The organism is Dactylosporangium sp. CA-092794, from assembly GCF_050948465.1.
Classification (GTDB): domain Bacteria; phylum Actinomycetota; class Actinomycetes; order Mycobacteriales; family Micromonosporaceae; genus Dactylosporangium.
Map to the genome: position 1 here is coordinate 8,672,753 of NZ_CP192044.1, position 16,884 is coordinate 8,689,636.

The 16,884-nt window shown below is 71.5% G+C and carries 14 protein-coding genes; 2 read left to right on the top strand and 12 right to left on the bottom strand.

Translation table 11 applies throughout. From position 1 onward, the window contains the following. Window positions 1-102 precede the first annotated feature (102 nt). Window positions 103-3,510 (top strand): indolepyruvate ferredoxin oxidoreductase family protein, encoded by a 3,408-nt coding sequence (locus ACQPXD_RS37290; protein WP_432844092.1) that lies wholly within the window; start codon window positions 103-105, stop codon window positions 3,508-3,510. A gap of 46 nt (window positions 3,511-3,556) precedes the next feature. Here ACQPXD_RS37290 and ACQPXD_RS37295 read toward each other — a convergent pair whose 3' ends face one another. The 11 genes from ACQPXD_RS37295 to ACQPXD_RS37345 all read right to left on the bottom strand — a co-directional run bounded on the left by ACQPXD_RS37295 (window position 3,557) and on the right by ACQPXD_RS37345 (window position 15,705). Continuing rightward, window positions 3,557-4,501 (bottom strand): ABC transporter substrate-binding protein, encoded by a 945-nt coding sequence (locus tag ACQPXD_RS37295; protein ID WP_432826468.1) that lies wholly within the window; start codon window positions 4,499-4,501, stop codon window positions 3,557-3,559. A gap of 15 nt (window positions 4,502-4,516) precedes the next feature. Next, complete coding sequence (locus tag ACQPXD_RS37300) at window positions 4,517-4,912, bottom strand: RidA family protein (protein WP_432826470.1); 396 nt, start codon at window positions 4,910-4,912, stop codon at window positions 4,517-4,519. Between the two features lie 12 nt (window positions 4,913-4,924). Beyond that, window positions 4,925-5,752 carry an alpha/beta fold hydrolase gene (locus ACQPXD_RS37305; protein ID WP_432826473.1) on the bottom strand — a complete coding sequence of 276 codons (828 nt, stop codon included), beginning with the start codon at window positions 5,750-5,752 and terminating at the stop codon, window positions 4,925-4,927. Between the two features lie 16 nt (window positions 5,753-5,768). Continuing rightward, window positions 5,769-6,701: a hypothetical protein gene (locus ACQPXD_RS37310; protein WP_432826475.1), complete on the bottom strand. Its 933-nt coding sequence runs from the start codon at window positions 6,699-6,701 to the stop codon at window positions 5,769-5,771. A 31-nt stretch (window positions 6,702-6,732) separates the two neighbouring features. Continuing rightward, window positions 6,733-8,853, bottom strand: coding sequence for a hydantoinase/oxoprolinase family protein (locus tag ACQPXD_RS37315; RefSeq protein ID WP_432826477.1), 2,121 nt, complete (start codon window positions 8,851-8,853; stop codon window positions 6,733-6,735). A 53-nt stretch (window positions 8,854-8,906) separates the two neighbouring features. Next, the gene (locus ACQPXD_RS37320; RefSeq protein ID WP_432826479.1) at window positions 8,907-11,105 is read right to left on the bottom strand and encodes a hydantoinase B/oxoprolinase family protein; all 2,199 of its coding nucleotides are present in this window, start codon (window positions 11,103-11,105) and stop codon (window positions 8,907-8,909) included. 129 nt (window positions 11,106-11,234) lie between these two features. Next, on the bottom strand, window positions 11,235-11,714 hold the full coding sequence (locus tag ACQPXD_RS37325) for a flavin reductase family protein (RefSeq protein WP_432826481.1): 480 nt from the start codon (window positions 11,712-11,714) through the stop codon (window positions 11,235-11,237). 68 nt (window positions 11,715-11,782) lie between these two features. Beyond that, window positions 11,783-13,015, bottom strand: a complete 1,233-nt coding sequence (locus tag ACQPXD_RS37330) for an LLM class flavin-dependent oxidoreductase (RefSeq protein ID WP_432826483.1) — start codon at window positions 13,013-13,015, stop codon at window positions 11,783-11,785. A 111-nt stretch (window positions 13,016-13,126) separates the two neighbouring features. Then, complete coding sequence (locus ACQPXD_RS37335; RefSeq protein ID WP_432826485.1) at window positions 13,127-14,392, bottom strand: PucR family transcriptional regulator; 1,266 nt, start codon at window positions 14,390-14,392, stop codon at window positions 13,127-13,129. A 5-nt stretch (window positions 14,393-14,397) separates the two neighbouring features. After that, complete coding sequence (locus tag ACQPXD_RS37340) at window positions 14,398-14,694, bottom strand: DUF1330 domain-containing protein (protein WP_432826487.1); 297 nt, start codon at window positions 14,692-14,694, stop codon at window positions 14,398-14,400. Between the two features lie 12 nt (window positions 14,695-14,706). Then, entirely contained in the window at window positions 14,707-15,705 is a 999-nt protein-coding gene (locus ACQPXD_RS37345; protein ID WP_432826489.1) for a quinone oxidoreductase family protein, read from the bottom strand. 83 nt (window positions 15,706-15,788) lie between these two features. Here ACQPXD_RS37345 and ACQPXD_RS37350 point away from each other — a divergent pair, with 83 nt between their 5' ends. Continuing rightward, complete coding sequence (locus ACQPXD_RS37350; protein ID WP_432826491.1) at window positions 15,789-16,424, top strand: MarR family winged helix-turn-helix transcriptional regulator; 636 nt, start codon at window positions 15,789-15,791, stop codon at window positions 16,422-16,424. Here the strand turns inward: ACQPXD_RS37350 and ACQPXD_RS37355 are convergent. Beyond that, window positions 16,357-16,866, bottom strand: a complete 510-nt coding sequence (locus tag ACQPXD_RS37355) for a MarR family winged helix-turn-helix transcriptional regulator (RefSeq protein WP_432826493.1) — start codon at window positions 16,864-16,866, stop codon at window positions 16,357-16,359. The genes ACQPXD_RS37350 and ACQPXD_RS37355 overlap by 68 nt on opposite strands. Window positions 16,867-16,884 lie beyond the last annotated feature (18 nt).

Consider the following 16,884-nt stretch of genomic DNA (forward strand, 5'->3'; position numbering starts at 1 on the left):
CGATGGCCCAGTCATTCCCGGCGTCCATGGTTTCAATGTTCAACGGATCCTATAGTCACTCTCACATTGGATCAATATCCGATCGGAGCCCCCGTGACGTCCATGCGCGCTGCTTCCGGCGGCGGATTCTCCCTCGACGACCGCTACGCCAGCGACGGCGGCGCCGTGTACCTGACCGGCATCCAGGCGCTCGTCCGGATGCTGCTCGACCGGGCGGCCGTGGACCGCCGCGACGGCGTTCAGACCGCGACGTACGTGTCCGGATACGAGGGTTCACCGCTGGCCGGCTACGACCTCGAACTCGCTCGGCAACGGGCGCGGCTGCAGGCGCTCGGCATCGTGCACCAGCCGGGCCTCAACGAGGAACTGGCGGCGACCGCGGTGTCGGGAACCCAGCTCGCCCGCACGATCGGCACGCTGCGCCCCGACGGCGTGACGGGAGTCTGGTACGGCAAGGCGCCGGGTCTGGACCGCGCGACCGACGCACTGCGCCACGCCAACCTCATCGGCACGGACCCGCGCGGCGGTGCGGTGGCGCTCGTCGGTGACGACCCCGCCGCGAAGTCGTCCAGCGTCCCGTGTTCGTCGGAGTTCGCCCTGGCCGACCTCGCCATCCCCACGTTCAGCCCGGCCGACCCGGCCGAGATCGTCGAGCACGGGCTCCACGCCGTCGAGCTGTCGCGCGCGAGCGGCCTGTGGTCGGCGATGCGGATCGCCACGGTGGTGGCGGACGGCGCCGCCACCACCGAACTGCTGCCCGGCTGGACCGCCCCGTCGATGGACGACCTTCCCGGGGGTTTGACGGCGTATTCCCACGAGCCGTCGGCCCACCTGCTGGGCACGCGGCTGGAAGCGCTGGAGCGGTCGTTCCACCGCTCGAGGTTGCCGGTCGCGGTCGAGTACGTTCGCCGCAGCGGCCTCAACCGCATCCGCGGCGCACGCGACGGGCGGATCGGCATCGCCGCCGCCGGCTCGACCTACCTCGCCGTGCGCCAGGCCCTGACCTCGCTCGGCCTCGACGACGCGGCGCTGGAGCGGGCCGGGGTCCGCCTGTTACAGCTCGCCGTCGTGTTCCCGGTGGAACCGGCGATCGTGCGCGAGTTCGCGGCCGGACTGGAGGCGCTGGTCGTCGTCGAGGACAAGCGGGCGTTCCTCGAGGACGCGATCAAGGCGATCCTCTACCGGACGGCGGACGCTCCGCCCGTCTACGGCAAGCGGGGCGAGGACGGCTCGGCGTTGTTCGCCGCGGACGGCGAGCACGACGCCGACACCGTCTCGGCCGGGCTGTGGCGCTTCCTGAACGCTCGCGACGTGACGGGCCTCAAGCGCCCGCCCGCACCGCGCGAGCGGCTGAACCTGGTGGCCGCGCACCGGATGCCCTACTTCTGCTCCGGGTGCCCGCACAACTCGTCCACCGAGGTGGCCCCGGGCACCACCGTCGGCGGCGGCATCGGCTGCCACGCGATGCTGCTGCTGATGCCCGGCGATCGGGCCGGCAAGGTCACCGGCCTGTCCCAGATGGGCGGCGAAGGCGCCCAGTGGATCGGTGCCACGCACTTCGTCGAGCAGGACCACTTCGTGCAGAACCTCGGCGACGGCACCTTCGCGCACTCCGGCAGCCTCGCCGTCCGGGCCGCCGTCGACGCCGGCGCCAACGTCACGTTCAAGGTGTTGCGCAACTCGGCGGTCGCCATGACCGGCGGGCAGCGGCCGGTCGGCGAGAAGACCCTCCCGGACCTGGTCGCCCTGCTGCGCGCCGAAGGCGTCCGGCGCATCGTGGTGACCACCGACGACCCCAAGGCGGTGCGAAAGCAGGTCGGGCGGGCCGTGCCGGTCCGGCACCGCGACGATCTCCTCGACGTCCAGCGCGAACTGGCCGGGGTCCCCGGCGTCACCGTGCTGATCCACGACCAGGAATGCGCCGCGGAGAAACGCCGCAAGCGCCGCCGCGGCAAGGCGCCGCTACCGGCGCGGCGGGTGCTGATCAACGAGCGGGTGTGCGAGGGGTGCGGCGACTGCGGCGCCAAGTCGAACTGCCTGTCCGTGGAGCCGGTCGCGACGGAGTTCGGCCGGAAGACCCGGATCAACCAGTCGTCGTGCAACCTCGACTTCTCCTGCCTCGAGGGTGACTGCCCGTCCTTCCTGACCGTCGTTCCGGGCCGCCGCACGGCACGCGACCTCGCCGAGGTGGCGGCGCCGCCGGAACCGGCCCGCGTGGTGCCGGCCGAGCCGTTCACGATGCGGATCACCGGCATCGGCGGGACCGGCATCGTCACCGTGTCGCAGATCCTCGCGACCGCGGCCGCGATCGACGGCCGCGCCGTGCGCGCCCTCGACCAGACCGGGCTCGCGCAGAAGGGTGGCGCGGTCGTATCCGACCTGGTCATCACCGCGTCGCCGACCGCGCGGTCGCCGAAGCTGGCGGCCCGCGAGTGCGATCTCTACCTGGGCTGCGACGCGCTGGTGGCGACCGACGCCAAGCACCTGGCCGCCGCCGATGCCACGCGCACGGTCGCGGTCCTGTCCAGCGCGCCGGTGCCGACCGGAGCGATGGTCACCGACCCCGCCGTGCCGTATCCGGGCCGGGCCGGCATCGAGGCGACGATGCGCTCGGCCTCCCGCGCCCTGCATGTCCTGGACGCGGCGGCCGCCTCGCGCACCCACCTGGGCAGCGAGCAGTACGCCAACGTGATCCTGGTCGGGGCGGCTTACCAGGTCGGTGCCCTGCCGCTGACCGCGGAGTCGATCGAGGCGGCGATCCGGCTCAACGGGACCGCCGTCGACGCCAACATCGCCGCGTTCCGCCGGGGACGCCGGCTCGTCGCCGAGCCGGGGGACGCGGGCGCGGACCCGCGGACGTTCGGTGTGACCTCCGAGCGGCCGGCGTCGGTGGACTGCGACCGGCTGCGCGACGACCTCGCCGCCTACCAGAACGCCCGGTACGCCGAGCGTTTCCTCGATCGCGTCCGGCGGGTCCGGGCGCGAGAGGCCGAGGTGACCGGCTCGACCGCGCTCGGCGACGCGGTCGCGGTCAACCTGCACAAGCTGATGGCCTACAAGGACGAGTACGAGGTCGCGCGGCTCTCCCTCGATCCGCAGCTGGGCGGGACCATCACCGACGCCTTCGGCGAGGGGGCCCGCGTCAGGTACCGGCTGCACCCGCCGATGCTGCGCGCGCTCGGCCTGCGGCACAAGATCAGCCTCGGGCCGTGGATGCGGCCGGTGTTCCGCGTCCTGATCGCGATGCGTCACCTGCGCGGAACGCGGCTCGACCCGTTCGGGTTCGCCGCCGTCCGCAGGACGGAGCGCGAGCTGGTCGGCGACTACCAGTCCGCCGTCGACGTCCTGCTCGACGGGCTCACCGCGGACAACCACGAGCTGGCCGTCCGGATCGCGACGCTGCCCGACCTGGTCCGCGGCTACGAGGACATCAAGCTGCGCAACGTCGAGCGGTACCGCAGCCGGAAGGCCGAACTGCTGCGGGAGTTCGCGAATACGGCGGCGGCCTGACCGCGGGCGCGGTCAGGCCGTTCCCTGCCTGGCGTCTCGGAACCGGTCACCGCCGAGCGGCGCGCCTGTCGATGGCCCGCCGCGCGAAACCGAGATCCCACATGATCATCGGGTGGTACCGTTCGAGCTCCGGCGCCGACCCGAGCCGGATCCGGCGGGCGACCGATACGCCCTCCGGCGTGGGAACGGGCCAGTCCGACAGCTCGTCCCGCAGGATCTCCTGGAGCCGGGCGAGCCGGGCGTCGTCCAGCTCGCCGAAGTGCTCCGCGAGCAGTTCGCGGCACTCCGACCGCATGATGTCCACGACCTGCTGCGGATCCGACCTGAACAGCTCGGTCGCGTCGAAGGCCGCATCCACCAGCGCCTGGACGGCGTCCGCCCGCTCCGCGGCGACCGCCTCGGTCGTCGTGAGGGTGACGGTGCCCCCCTCGAAGGGGTACGGCTCGTACGGCAGCTCACGCAGGCCGGCGGCCAGCGCCTCGTCGGCGTAGAGGTTCGTCACGAAGCAGGCATCGCACTCCCCCTCCACCACCTTGCGCCAGTGGCCCATCCGCCCGAACTCCCGGTCGGAATAGGTGACGAACTCGATCGACGGGCCGAGGCCGGCGTCGCGGGCCCACAGCTGCGGCAGCAGCGCCTGCGGACCTGGTGAGCGCAGCGCGAACCGCCTGCCCCGCAGGTCGTCCAGCGATTCGATGCCCGGCCCGACGAGCAGCTTCTCCAGCCACCTGCTCGAGGTCGAGGCGACGCAGATCAGGGGCAGCCCGCGGGCGCGGTAGCTCTGCAAACCCCAGTAGTTCTCCGCGATGACCTCGATCTCGCCGTCGAGCAGCAGGTCCCCCCAGTCGTGGCCGGTGGGCCCCGCCGTCAGCCGTGACATGTCGTACCGGACGATCCGCAGGTCCAGGCCCAGCTTCTCCGCGCAGCGGCGCAACGTGAACAGGTAGGGCGTCCGGTCGACGTCCCGATAGGTCACGCTCAGCGGTTGCATGGCGGAACCACCCGCTCAGCCGGCCAGCGCGATGACGTCGAGCGCGAAGTGCGCGTTGCCGCCCGGGGCGGGGCTCGCGTCGGCGACCTGGACGGCCGTGCGGGCGGGCGGGTCGGCCGGGAAATACTCCAGCCAGACATCATGGAAATCTTTGCGGTACTTCAGGTCGGTCAGGTAGAGCATGACGTGCACGACGTGCCGCAGGCTGGACCCGGCGCCGTCGAGAATCACCTTCAGGTTCTCGAAGGCCTGCCGCGCCTGCGTTGCCGGATCGTCGCTGAGGGTGTTCGTCTCGGGGTCCCGGCCGCGCACGGCCGACAGGAAGATGAACCCGTTGGCGCGCACGCCCGGCACCATGCCCTTGATGCGTTCGGGCGCGCCGGGCGGGTTGGGAATCGTTTGGCGGTCCACAGTGGAGCTCCTTTACCTCAGCAGGAAGTCGGTGACGAGCCGGGCGAAGTCCTCGGGGTGCTCGGTCGCGACGAAGTGGCCGCTGTTGCCGCCCCAGAGATGGGCCCGCACGTTGGGGATCTCCTCGAGCGCGGCGAGGATCCCGGCGACCGGGATCATTCCGTCGTGGTTGCCCCAGGTCACGAGGACCTCGGTGGTCAGGGAGCGGAGCTCCCCGACGAGGTCGGAGTTGGAGGCGGCGTTCATCTCGAGACGGCTCTGGAGGTGGTCCGGGTTGTTGGCCGCGCGGAAGCGGGCCTCGGTCGCCGCGCGGGTGCGCAGTTCGGGGTTCGGGGTGAACTGCTCCATCATCCGCTCCATGTTCGCCATCGAGGGTTCCTTGGCGAACTCGCCCACGGCCTTCAGCCCGGCAGTGGGGCCGGGGTGCTGGCTCGGCGCGTAGGCCTGGATGACGATCCGGCCGACCCGGCCGGGGTAGTCGATGCCGAAGCGCAGCGCGGCGGCGCTGAAGGCCGACGACCCGTAGAGGTGGGCCTTGTCGATGCCGAGGTGGTCGATGAAGCCCCTCTTCAGCCGGGCGCAGAAGATGTCCATGGGGACGCCTTCGCGGCTGACGTGCATCTGGGACTCGCCGAAGCCCGGCATGTCGATGAGGAAGACCCGGAAGTGCTCGGCGAGCGCATCGAGGACCCACTTGGTGTTGTCCCACGCGTTCGCGCCGGGCCCGCCGCCGTGGGTGCAGATGAGCGCCGGACCGTCGCCGGCCTCGTTGTAGTGCAGCCGGATGCCGTCGATCTCGACGAACCGGTCGGTCTCTTCCTTGGTGTACTTGCGGTCCATTGCCGGCCCTTTCGGTCTAGAAGCGCCAGAAACCGACGCCCATCCCCATCAGCCCGCGGTACATCGGCTCGTAGACGAGCGTTGCCGGCTTGAGGGTCTGCAGGGCGCCGAGCAGGACGATCCACTGCCGCAGCTCGACCTCGCCGTTGTCGAGCAGGTCGCGCGACGACAGACTCTTCAGCGCGGCGCCGTCGCCCCGCTCGATCCAGCCCAGGACGCGGCGGTCGAAGTCCTCGCAGATGTCACCCATCGACAGGGAACCGCCGTACTCCTTGTACGGGTAGCCGGCGCTGAAGTGGGACAGGCCGCCGGAGGCGTAGAGCACCACCCGCTCCGCGCCGGGCAGCCCGCCGAGGCAGCTGCGGATGCCCTCGCCGAACTCGTAGCAGCGGTTCGGCGTCGCCGCCGGCAGGTTGATCGCGTTGACGAACACCAGCACGACCGGCGCGGTCGGCCGCAGCAACGTGAGCACCTGGGCGTGCGCGTGGGAGATCAGCAGGTCGTCGGGGAACGCGCTGGACGACGTCACGTCGAAGCCCTGCTCGACCAGGCCCGCGTGCAGCGCCCTGGCCAGAGCCGCGTCGCACCGGTAGCCGGTGGTCTCCTTCGACTCCGGGTCGTAGGCGTTGACGTGTCCACCGGTGTAGATGGCGAACTGCGGGACGGTGTCGGTGTAGTTCTCCTCCTGGTCGTCGCCGATGATGATCAGCGTGTCGGGCGCCAGCCGGACGAGCTCGTCCCGCAGCTGCCGGAACGCGTCGCCGAGCTTTCCGAACCGCTCGGCGCTCTGCTCGGCGGGCTCGCCGGCGAGCCTCGGGTGCTCGGCGGGGACGGTGCCGTACTTCGCCGCGAATCGCTGCCGGCTCAGTTCCCTCCTCGTGTCCCAGGTCTGCGGATTGAGCAGGGCGTAGGCGTGCGAGGACGCCATTGCCCCCACGATGTCGGCCATGTGTGTGGTCTCCTTCGCGATTCGCGTGCGGCTATTTGCCCGCGGGCGTGATGACGATGTGGCCGTCCCGGTCCGCGACAGCCTTCTGGTCGGGGCCGATCACGACGGTCGTGCCGGGGAACTCGGCGATCGCCGGCCCGGCGATGGCGACGCCGGCCGGGAGCCGCTCGCCGGCATAGACGGTGGTGGACAGCGGCGTTCCGGAGAACACGACGCTGCGGCTGCCGATCGGGGCCGGGACATCCGTGTGCTCGGCGACGGTGGTCCGGCCCGCGCCGGTCACCCCGGTCGACCGCGCCGGGATGCGGCCTTCGAGCCGGAACGTATTGATCTCGACGCCGGCCTCGGGGAGGCTCGTTGCGGGGCCGTAGATCCGCTCGTAGCTCTGCCGGAAGTCGACCAGCAGCCGGTCGAAGTCCTCGGCGGTGAGCGTGTGGTCCGGCACGGCGATCGGCAGCTCGTGCGCCTGGCGGTTGAACCGGAAGTAGAGGGTGCGGTTGAGCCGAAGCTCCGGGTGGTCCTTCATCGCGGCCCGGCACTGCCGCTCGAGCTCCTCGAACTTGCGGTTGATGCGCCCGAGGTCCAGGTGCTCCGCCGGCCTCGCGCTGCCGGGCGGGGTTCGCTGCGGGTCGCTGCCCTGGAACGACCGGTACCGGTCGCAGGACACGGCGCCGAAGGCCGAGTGCGTCGTGCCGGTGTAGGGCACCACGATCGTGTCGATGCCGGCCTCCTCCGCGAACGCGTAGGCGTGGGTGGGCCCGGCTCCGCCGTAGGCGAAGACGACGAAGTCGCGGGGGTCGTACCCCTGCTGCACGGTCACGGCCCGCAGCAGGTCGGCCATCTGGTTGTCGGCGACGCGACGGATGCCGACCGCGGCCTCGACGACGCTCAGTCCGAGCGGTTCGGCGATGTACCTGCCGACCGCCTCCTCGGCCAGTTCGCGATGCAGCTTGAAGCGGCCGCCGAGGAAGAAGTCGGGATCGATGATGCCCAGGACGACGTCGGCGTCGGTCACCGTCGGGCGTTTGCCGCCCTTGCCGTAGCACGCCGGGCCGGGGTCCGCGCCGGCGCTTTCCGGGCCGACGACGAGGATGCCGCCCTCGTCGACGCTCGCGATACTGCCGCCGCCGGAGCCGATCGCGGTCACCTGGACGCGGGGCGTCGCCAGGTGGTAGCGGTCGGCGATGCTGGTCGTCGTCACCAGCGGCTCGCCGTCGACGATCAGGCCGGCGTCGAAACTGGTACCGCCCATGTCGCTGGTGATGACGTTCGGGTACCCGAGCTTGCGGGCCAGCGCCGCCGAGGCGAGGACGCCGCCGGCCGGGCCGGACATGATCATGCCGACCGCCCGGTCGCCGGCCTCGTCGGCGTCCATGACCCCGCCGGTGGAGTCGAGCACGGTGAAGTCGCCGACGAACCCCATGTCCTTCAGACGGTGTTCGAGCAGCCGGATGTACCGGCTGATGACCGGGCCCAGATAGGAGTTGATCACCGTGGTGGCGGTGCGCTCGTACTCGCCGATGACCGGCGCGATCTCGCTCGAGCTCGTCAGGAACACGTCCGGCCACTCCTGCCTGACGAGGCGGGCCGCGTCACGTTCGTGCTCCGGATTCACGAACGACCACAGGAAGGAGACGGCGACCGCTTTCGCCCCGGCGTCGCGCAGTCGCCGCGCCGCCGCCCGGACCTGCTCGGCGTCGAGCCGGACGATCTCGTCGCCCTCGAAGTCGCGCCGCTCGTCGACGCCGATGATGAGCGACCGGTCCACCAGGGGGTCGGGGTTGCGCCGGCGGCTGTAGTGCCCGGAGACCTGCCCGATCCCGGTCCACGACCCCATCGACCGCTGCACGAGCAGCGTGTCCTCCATGCCGCGGGTGGTGATGATGCCGGTCGGTTCGCCCTTGCGCTCGATCAGCGCGTTCGTGGCGGCGGTGGTACCGTGCGCGAAGTAGACGACGCGCGCGGCGAATTCGGCCGGCGAGATGCCGAACTCCGCGGCGGCCAGGTTGAACGCGTCGACCACGCCCTGGCTGCGGTCCGACGGGGTCGTCGGTGTCTTGAACTGGTGCACGACGTTGCGGTCGTCGATGACGACCATGTCGGTGAACGTGCCACCGATGTCGGTGCCTACGGAGAACTTGCTGGCGGTCACCTTGTCTCCAGCCGTCGGACGGACGTTTGCTCTGTGGTCGGGGTGCGCATCGGCTACCGGGCCCCGTGGCGCGGCGCCGCCGCGGCCAGCCGCACGTCGTCCGGGTCGGCGGAGTCCGCCGGGACGAGGTCGACGCTGTGGCACAGTCCGCACCCGGGGCAGAAGTAGCGCCGGAACTCGACCGACTTGTGCACCATCAGCGTCACGGCGACGTCGGAGCCGGCCGCCACGTCGGAGGTCGCGTACAGCCGCCAGTTCTCCTCCGCGGGCGCCAGCACGTGCCCGCAGGCGCACCGGGTCCACAGGCGGCCGCCCGGGTCGCGGGCGACCTGGCGGCGGTCGCCGACCGGGCCCACCCGGGTGAGCGGGCCGCCGGCCGGGCCGGCGTCGAGCTGCCGCTTCGCGGCGAGGCCGCGGCGCGCCTGCCGGACCGCCGCCCGGCGGGCCTCGGTCGCGTCCGGGTCGACGCGCCCGCCGGCGTCCAGCTCGACGTGGTAGAGCCGGCGGGCGCCCTCGGCGGTGACGGCGCCGCCGCGCAGGTCCGCCTCGACGCGCTGCGCCGGCCGCTCGATCGGGTCGCCCCAGCCGGCACCGGACTCGGCCGTCACGATCAGCACGTCGTCGCTGAACAGCGGCCCGCGCAGTTCGGCGGCCGGGATGCGGTCGCCGGCCAGCTCGCCGATCGTGGGGATGTGCCCCGCCGCGAGTGACGCGCGCACGTTCGCGCCGCGGACGACCGTCTGGGCCGGCTGCGCGCCGGGCAGGCCGCCGAAGACGCCGTGGTTGTCCGGCACCTGGAACACCTGCGCGCCGAGGGGTACGAACGAGGTGACCTTGTGCGGCACGTACATGGTGCCGATGCTCTGGCCGCCGCGGTGCCGTCCGGCGCCGCTGTCGGGCGCGAGGCCACGCCAGAGGTACAGCAGCGGGTAGTCGAACTCGAGCGACTCGACGTTGGAGATGTTCGTGCGCTCGATGTCGTGGTGGCCCTGCACGGCGACGCCGTCGTGGTCGTGGTAGGCCGAGCCGCCGGAGGCGAGATTGTCGAGGGTGAAGCCGATGACGTGCTGCCCGTCGTCCTTCAGCCCGAGGAAGGCCCACATGCTGGGCCGCCCGCCCGGGCTGGCCTCCGCCTCCCCCAGGTATTCGTCGCTGCAGGCCAGCAGCTTCGACAGGGCCGCGATCGTCGCGATCTGCACCTCGTAGGCGGCGCCGGCGATGTTCGCGCTGACGGCGGCGGGCTTGCGGGCGTTGCAGACGCGGCCCTCGGGGCAGCTGACCTCCAGCGGCTCGTACAGTCCCGCGTTCCAGGGAATGTCGTAGGCGATGGTCGGCAGCAGCGCCGCCGAGATGCCGGCCATCAGCCCGGCCCAGGTGCAGTTCTTCGCGTCGGGTCGCTGGTCCGTGGAGCCGGAGAAGTCCAGGATCATCCGGTCGCCGGCCTTGGTGAGGGTCACGGCGACCCGGGGAACCTCGCCGCTCGCGTCGCTGACCTCGAGGTAGCCCACGCCTTCGACGGTGACGTCGGGCAGTTCGAGCAGGCGGCGGCGCATCCGCTCCGCGGAGCCGCGGATGAGGGCCGCCATGACGTTGCGCAGCTCGTCCACGCCGTAACGCTGCACGAGCTTGCCGATGCCGTCGCCCGCGGCGTGGTTGGCCGCCATCAGCCCCTTCAGGTCGAGCGCCATCGCCGCGGCGGCCCGGCTCTGCGCGAGGATCATGTTCCAGACGTCGGAGCGGATCCGGCCGCCCTCGACGAGCTTGATGGGCGGCAGCAGCAGCCCTTCCTGGTAGCTCTCGGTCGCGTCCAGGCCGATGCCGCCCTGCCGCATGCCGCCGATGTCGGGCATGTGCATGAGGCCGCCGGACCAGAAGATGAGCTCGCCGCCGGCGAAGATGGGCGCCACGATCGCCATGTCGGGGCCGTGGACGGCGCCCTTCCACGGGTTGTTGACGACGAACATGTCCCCCGGGTTGATGCCGGGGTTCTCCGCGCAGTCCGCCATGACGTGGCGGACCATCGAACCCATCGAGGAGGCGTGGAACAGGATGGTGCGGCCCATGACCGCGACGGCCCCGTCGGGCAGGTAGATGCCGACGTTGAAGTCGGACATCTCCGTGACGTTCTTCGACCCGGAGATGGCCGAGAGCCTGGCCGCCTGCTCGTCGACGATGCCCAGCAGGCGGTGCCGGATCACCTCGAACGTGACCGGATCGACGTCGGTGAGCGCACCTTCGGTGGACGATGTCATTGGTGCTCCAGTCGCGTAGTGGCGGGGTGTGACCAACGTGACCGATAGGTTGCCAGCCTGTGACGGCCAGAAATAGTCGGTGCCCGGCACAAATTGCGTGCCTCGCACTTGTGTCGCTGACACGAACGTTCAGCTCACGTAGTGGCCGCGGTGGTACAACAACGGGCGGCGGTCCATAGTGGACTGCAACGCCCGCACCCGGCCGACGACGATGGTGTGGTCGCCGCCGTCGTATTCGGCGTGCAGGCTGCAGTCGACCCACGCCACGACCCCGTCGAGCACCGGGGAGCCCGAGGGGGCGGGACTCCAGGCGAGCCCGTCGTACTTGTCGCCACCGGAGTGGGCGAACGCGCGGCTCACCGGTTCCTGGTCGTCGGCCAGGATGTTGACGCAGAACCGGCCGGCCCGGCGGATGCGTGGCCACGTCGTCGAGGTCCGCGCCGGGCTGAAGCTGATGAGCGCCGGGCTCAGCGACAGCGAGGCGAACGACTGGCAGGTGAACCCGAGCGGCCCGCCGGGGTCGACGGCGGTGACGACCACGACTCCCGTCACGAAATGGCCGAGGACGGCGCGGACGCGTGCCGCGTCGAACGATGCGATGTCTTCCATCTCTGCCCTTTCCCCTGCCGGCGCGGCCGGATCCGTCCCCCGCCGGACCCCGGCCGCGCGGGCGCGGCTCACCGGAACGCCGGCATGACCTGCTTGGCGTAGGTCTCCAGCTGGTAGCGCTGCACGGCGTCCCAGTCGTCGAACGGCATCGACTGGCCCCACGACTCCCAGATCAGCCAGTCGAGCCGGCCCTGGCCGTAGAGCGTCGCCATATCGGCGAGCTGCTCGCTGACCTGCTCGGGGGTCCCGCACAGCAGCTGGCCCGCCTCGTACATGCGCTGCGTCAGGGCGCGCTCGTCGGCGAAGCGCAGCGGACGCTCGGGCGGATCGGTGTCGACGCGGTAGCCCTCGTTGAACCAGAACTTCTGGAAGATGTGCTGGTACCAGAACCCGGCGGTCCGGACCGCGAAGTCGAACGCCTCGTCGAAGGTGTCGCCGAGGGCGATCTTCGCGACGACGCCGAACTTGTCGCCGAGCCGCACGTCACGGCCGGCCTCGCGGGCGGCGTCACGGTAGGTCGTCGCGACGTGGAGGATGCGGTCCCGGCCGCCGGCGGCCACGAACAGGGTACGTCCGTGGCGGCCGGAGTCGATGATCGTCTGCTCCGAGCGGGTGCTGGGGATGAAGATCTCGGGCCGGCTCAGCAGCTTCGGCGTGATGCCGATGCGGTGGATCGTGCCGTCGGCGTCGACGTCTCCGGGCACGCCGAACTCGCGGGTCCAGTCCGCCAGGGGCCAGTCCGGGATGCCGGTCGCCGGGAAGGGCGCCTGGTAGTTCGGGCCGTTGTGGTTGAACGAGTCCAGGGTCCACGCCTTCTCGATGATCTCGAGGAACTCGTCGAACTTCTGCCGGTTGGCCGCCTCCGACGCGGGGAGGTGGGCCACGGCGTTCTCGGTCTGCGAGAGGGTCTGCACCCACCGGGTCTGGAACCCGCGCGCGAAGGCCACCCCGAGCCGGCCGGGGAACATGTGGCTGAACAGGGCCAGGTCCTCGGCGACCCGGATCGGGTCGTGCGCGTTGACGACGACCGACATCGGCACGAAGGTGATGTCCTTGGTGAGCGCGGCCAGCTTGGCGTAGAGCAGCAGGTTGTTCGGGATCGACTCGCCACCCTCGTACTGGAAGTGGTGCTCGGTGCTCCCGAACGCGTCGATACCCAGCTCGTCCGCCCAGAGCGCGAGCTTCTCGTAGCCCTGCAGCATGTTGCGGAACGCGTCGTTGTCGCGCGACACCGGCCGCTTGGCGCGGCGCTCCTGCGGGGTGACCGGGATCGCCGAGCTGGTCATGAACATCGTTTTCATGCGAACTCCTCGCTTCCTCGACGGCTTCGTCGCCGTAGTTACTATAGCGCTGAAAATTATAGCGTTAAAAGATCGAGCCGAGAGACGACCACCACACCCGCCGGCGGCCGGTCAGGGGCCGTCCGCGCGCAGCGACTCGACGATCTTCACGGCGACGTGCGCGCTGAGCCGGTCGTCAGGATCGCTGAGGTCCAGACAGGTCAGCGACTCGATGCGCTGGATCCGGTACGACACCGTGTTGACGTGGACGCGGAGCACGCGCGCGGTCTGTTTCGGGCTGCCGTTCTGGTCCAGGTAGATCGACAGCGTGCGGATCAGGTCGGGCTTGTGCAGCGCGTCGTAGTCGAGCAGCGTTCCCAGGACGTCCTCGGCGTAGGCGCGCATGTGGTGCAGGTCGCCCACCTGGAGCAGGAGCCGGAAGATGCCCAGCTCCTCGTACCGGATCGTTTCGCCGAACCGGCCGAGGCGCGTGCCGAGATCCGCCGCGCGCTGTGCCTGCCGCAGCGCGTGCGGCGCCCGCTCGGGCAGGGCTTGTTCGCTCAGACCGATGGTGAGCCGGGCGTCACCGGCCGGCTCGGCCCGAAACGCGGCGAACGGATCGTCCCGGCCGCGGTGCGCGGTGTCGCGACGCGCGCCGGCCGCGGCGGGAGCCGGGTCCGGCAGCAGCATCACCAACTCGGTGCCCCGCAGGACCGAGGCGAACGGAACGCCGGCGACGAGGCGGCCGAGCACCGCCTCCGCGACCCCGGGGTCGTCGCGCCTCCCGGTGCGCGCCGGGCTCACCCGCGCGACCGCGATGCGGAACTGTCCGGCGTCGGCGGTACCGAGGACACGAGCCTTGCCGCGCGCGTCGGCGCGGTCTTCGAAGTCGCCCCCGACGAGCGCGTCGAGCATCGCCGACCGGTAGCGCCCGCCCAGGTGGTGATCCGGGCGTTGCCGGGACATGGCGAGCCCGAACATCCGCGCCAGGTAGCTCACGGCGACGAGGCCGAGGCGGTGGTCCGCCGCGCTGGAGTCCTCGACGACGACCAGGTAGCCGAGCAGGTCGCCGGCCGCGATGACCGGGGTGACGAGCCAGTCCCCGGGCTCCGTCGCGGACGGGTGGGGCACCCGCACGGGCCGCCGGTCGGCGGCCAGGACCCGCAGCAGTTCGGGCGCGCGCATCGCGGCGGCGCGCCAGCTGCCGAGGCCGCCGGGCGGGGTGCTGTCGGACAGCGCGAGCGGCGCGAAGTCGAGGTCGAGCAGGACGACCGCTTTCGCCGACGCGTCCGCCACGGCTTTCGCGAGCTCGGCCGGGCCGGCGTCTTGAGCGACCGCGGCGGCGACGCTGTCGCAGGTGGCGATGGCGTAGGCGAGCTGAGGTCTCGATGCGTACACGACGGCTACGGCTCATCGAGGCCCGCGGTGATGAGCAGCGGCCCGCTCGCGCAACGCAGTCGTCGTTCGCGCAACCGGCGGTACTCGGGTGAGCCGTACCAGGCCTCGGCCCGCTCGACGCTCGGGAAGCGGAGGATGACGACGCGCCGCGCGGGCAGGTCTCCCTCCCAGGACTCGGACCGGCCGCCCCGGGCGAGGTACTCGCCTCCGTAGGCGGCGACCGTCGCCGGCGCGTGCGCCACGTACTCGGCGAACGCCGCGGCGTCGGCCACGTCGAAGTTGGCGAACACATAGGCGGACATGCGCGCTCCTCGTCAGTCGAACGTCAGGATGATCTTTCCGAAGTGCTGACCGGACTCCATGCGCTCGTGCGCGGCGACGACATCGCCGAACGCGAACGTGGAGTCGATGACCGGCCGCCACGGGTTGCCGTCGAGCCAGCCGAGCAGCTCGTCGAACTCCCGTCCCGTGCCGAGGGTGGTGGCGACGATGGAGCGCTGGCTGAAGTAGAACTCGCGCAGGTCGAACGACGCCACCGCGCCCACCGGCGCGCCGAAGACGACGAGCCGTCCCCCGGGCCGCACGCAGCGCAGCGACGCCGCCGTGTCCCGCCCGACCGTGTCGATGACCAGGTCCGCGCCCGCACCGGCCGGGGTCAGCGCCCGGATCCGGTCGGTCCAGCCGGGATCGTCGTAGACGGCGCCGCCGGCGGCGCCGAGCTCGCGGGTCGCCCGCGCGATCTTGTCCGCGCTGGACGAGGTGACCAGGACCCGCGCGCCGGCGGCCGCGGCCATCGCGATCACGAACGTGGCGATGCCGCCGCCCGTGCCGAGCATCACGATCGTTTCGCCGGCCTTGAGACCGCCGCGGGTGAACAGGCCCCGGTAGACGGTGAGCCCGGCGGTGGGCAGGGCGGCCGCCTCGGCCCAGGTCCAGCCGGCCGGTTTCGGCCGGAGGTTCTCCTCGGGCAGGGCGATGAGCTCCGCGTAGGTGCCCTGCCTCCGGTCGCCCAGGATGCTCCAGCCGGGCCCGGGCGCGGCCGGATCGGGGCCCCAGTCGAGCGACGGCTGGATGATCACCGCTTCGCCGGTGTCGCACCGCACTCCGGCGCCGTCCACCCCCATGACCAGGGGGAGCCGCATGCCCAGCCCCGACCGCCGGAGCAGCACGTCGTGGTAGTTCAGGGCCGCGCCGCGCAACCGGACGAGCACCTCGCCGGCGGCCGGAACCGGGTCGGGAACCTCCTCGATGCGCAGCACCTCGGGGCCTCCGTGCTCTCGGATGAGCGCCGCACGCATGGTCACACTCCGCACTCGTCGATTGTGTTATCTTAGCGCCGAACTGTTCTACGCTAAAATATATGACGTTCGCGTACCGGAATCCATGGGGAGGCCCGATGGCCGATCGAAAACCGGATCGGGTCGACCCGATCCTGGCGTACCTGCGGGAGCTGGAGCCGGATCGCGACCTGCTGGCCAAGGCCGTGGCCATGCGCCTGCGGCGGGCCGCGCACTACGTGAACAGCCAGATCCGGCGCCGGCTCACGCCGCTGGAGATGGACCTGTGGGAGCTCGAACTGCTCTCCACGCTGCTCCGCGTCGGCGGAAGCGCCCCGGTCGCCACGCTGCAGGACGCGGCGCAGCTGACCGCGGGCGCGATCACCAACCGGATCACCCGGCTCGAGCGCGACGGCCACGTCACCCGGACCATCGACCCGGGAGACCGGCGGCAGATCATCGTGACGCTGACCGCGGCGGGCCACCGGCATGCCGCCGAGGTCATCGAGGCCAACGACCACGCACAGCGCGCGACGCTGGATCAGATCGACCCGGAGATCCTGCACCGCCTCGCCGACGACCTGCGCACGTTCCTGATCGCGGTCGAACGACCACGCCGGCTACCGCCCCGGGGCGCGGCGGTCCCGGCCCAGCCATCCCCGGCGGATCCGCATCCGGAGCGTGCGCTCAGCCCCAGGGATCCGGTCCCTCGACCGCGAGCAGGAAGGTCCGCAGATCGTCGGCGAGCCGGTTGAGGATCCGCGGGTCGATGCGGTCGAGGGTCGCTCGTTGCGCGTGGTCGTTGGCCTCGATGACCTCGGCGGCGTGCTGGCGGCCCTCGTCCGTCAGGGTCACGATGATCTGTCGCCGATCCGCGGGGTCGATGGCGCGGGTGACATAGCCGTCGCGCTCGAGCCGGGTGATCCGGTTGGTGATCGCGCCCGCGGTCAGCTGCGCCGCGTCCTGCAGGTGCCCGACCGGCAGCGTGCCGCCCTTGCGCAGCAGCGTCGAGAGCAGTTCCAGCTCCCAGATCTCGATGTCGGATCGGGAGAGCTCGCGCCGGATCTGCGTGTCCACGTAGTGCGCGGCCCGCCGCAGGCGCATGGCCACGGCCTTCGCCAGCAGATCACGACCCGGGTCCAGGTTCCTCAGGTACGTGAGGATCGGGTCGATTCTGTCCGGTGTCTCGTCGGTCAAGCGTGACTCCGCCAGATA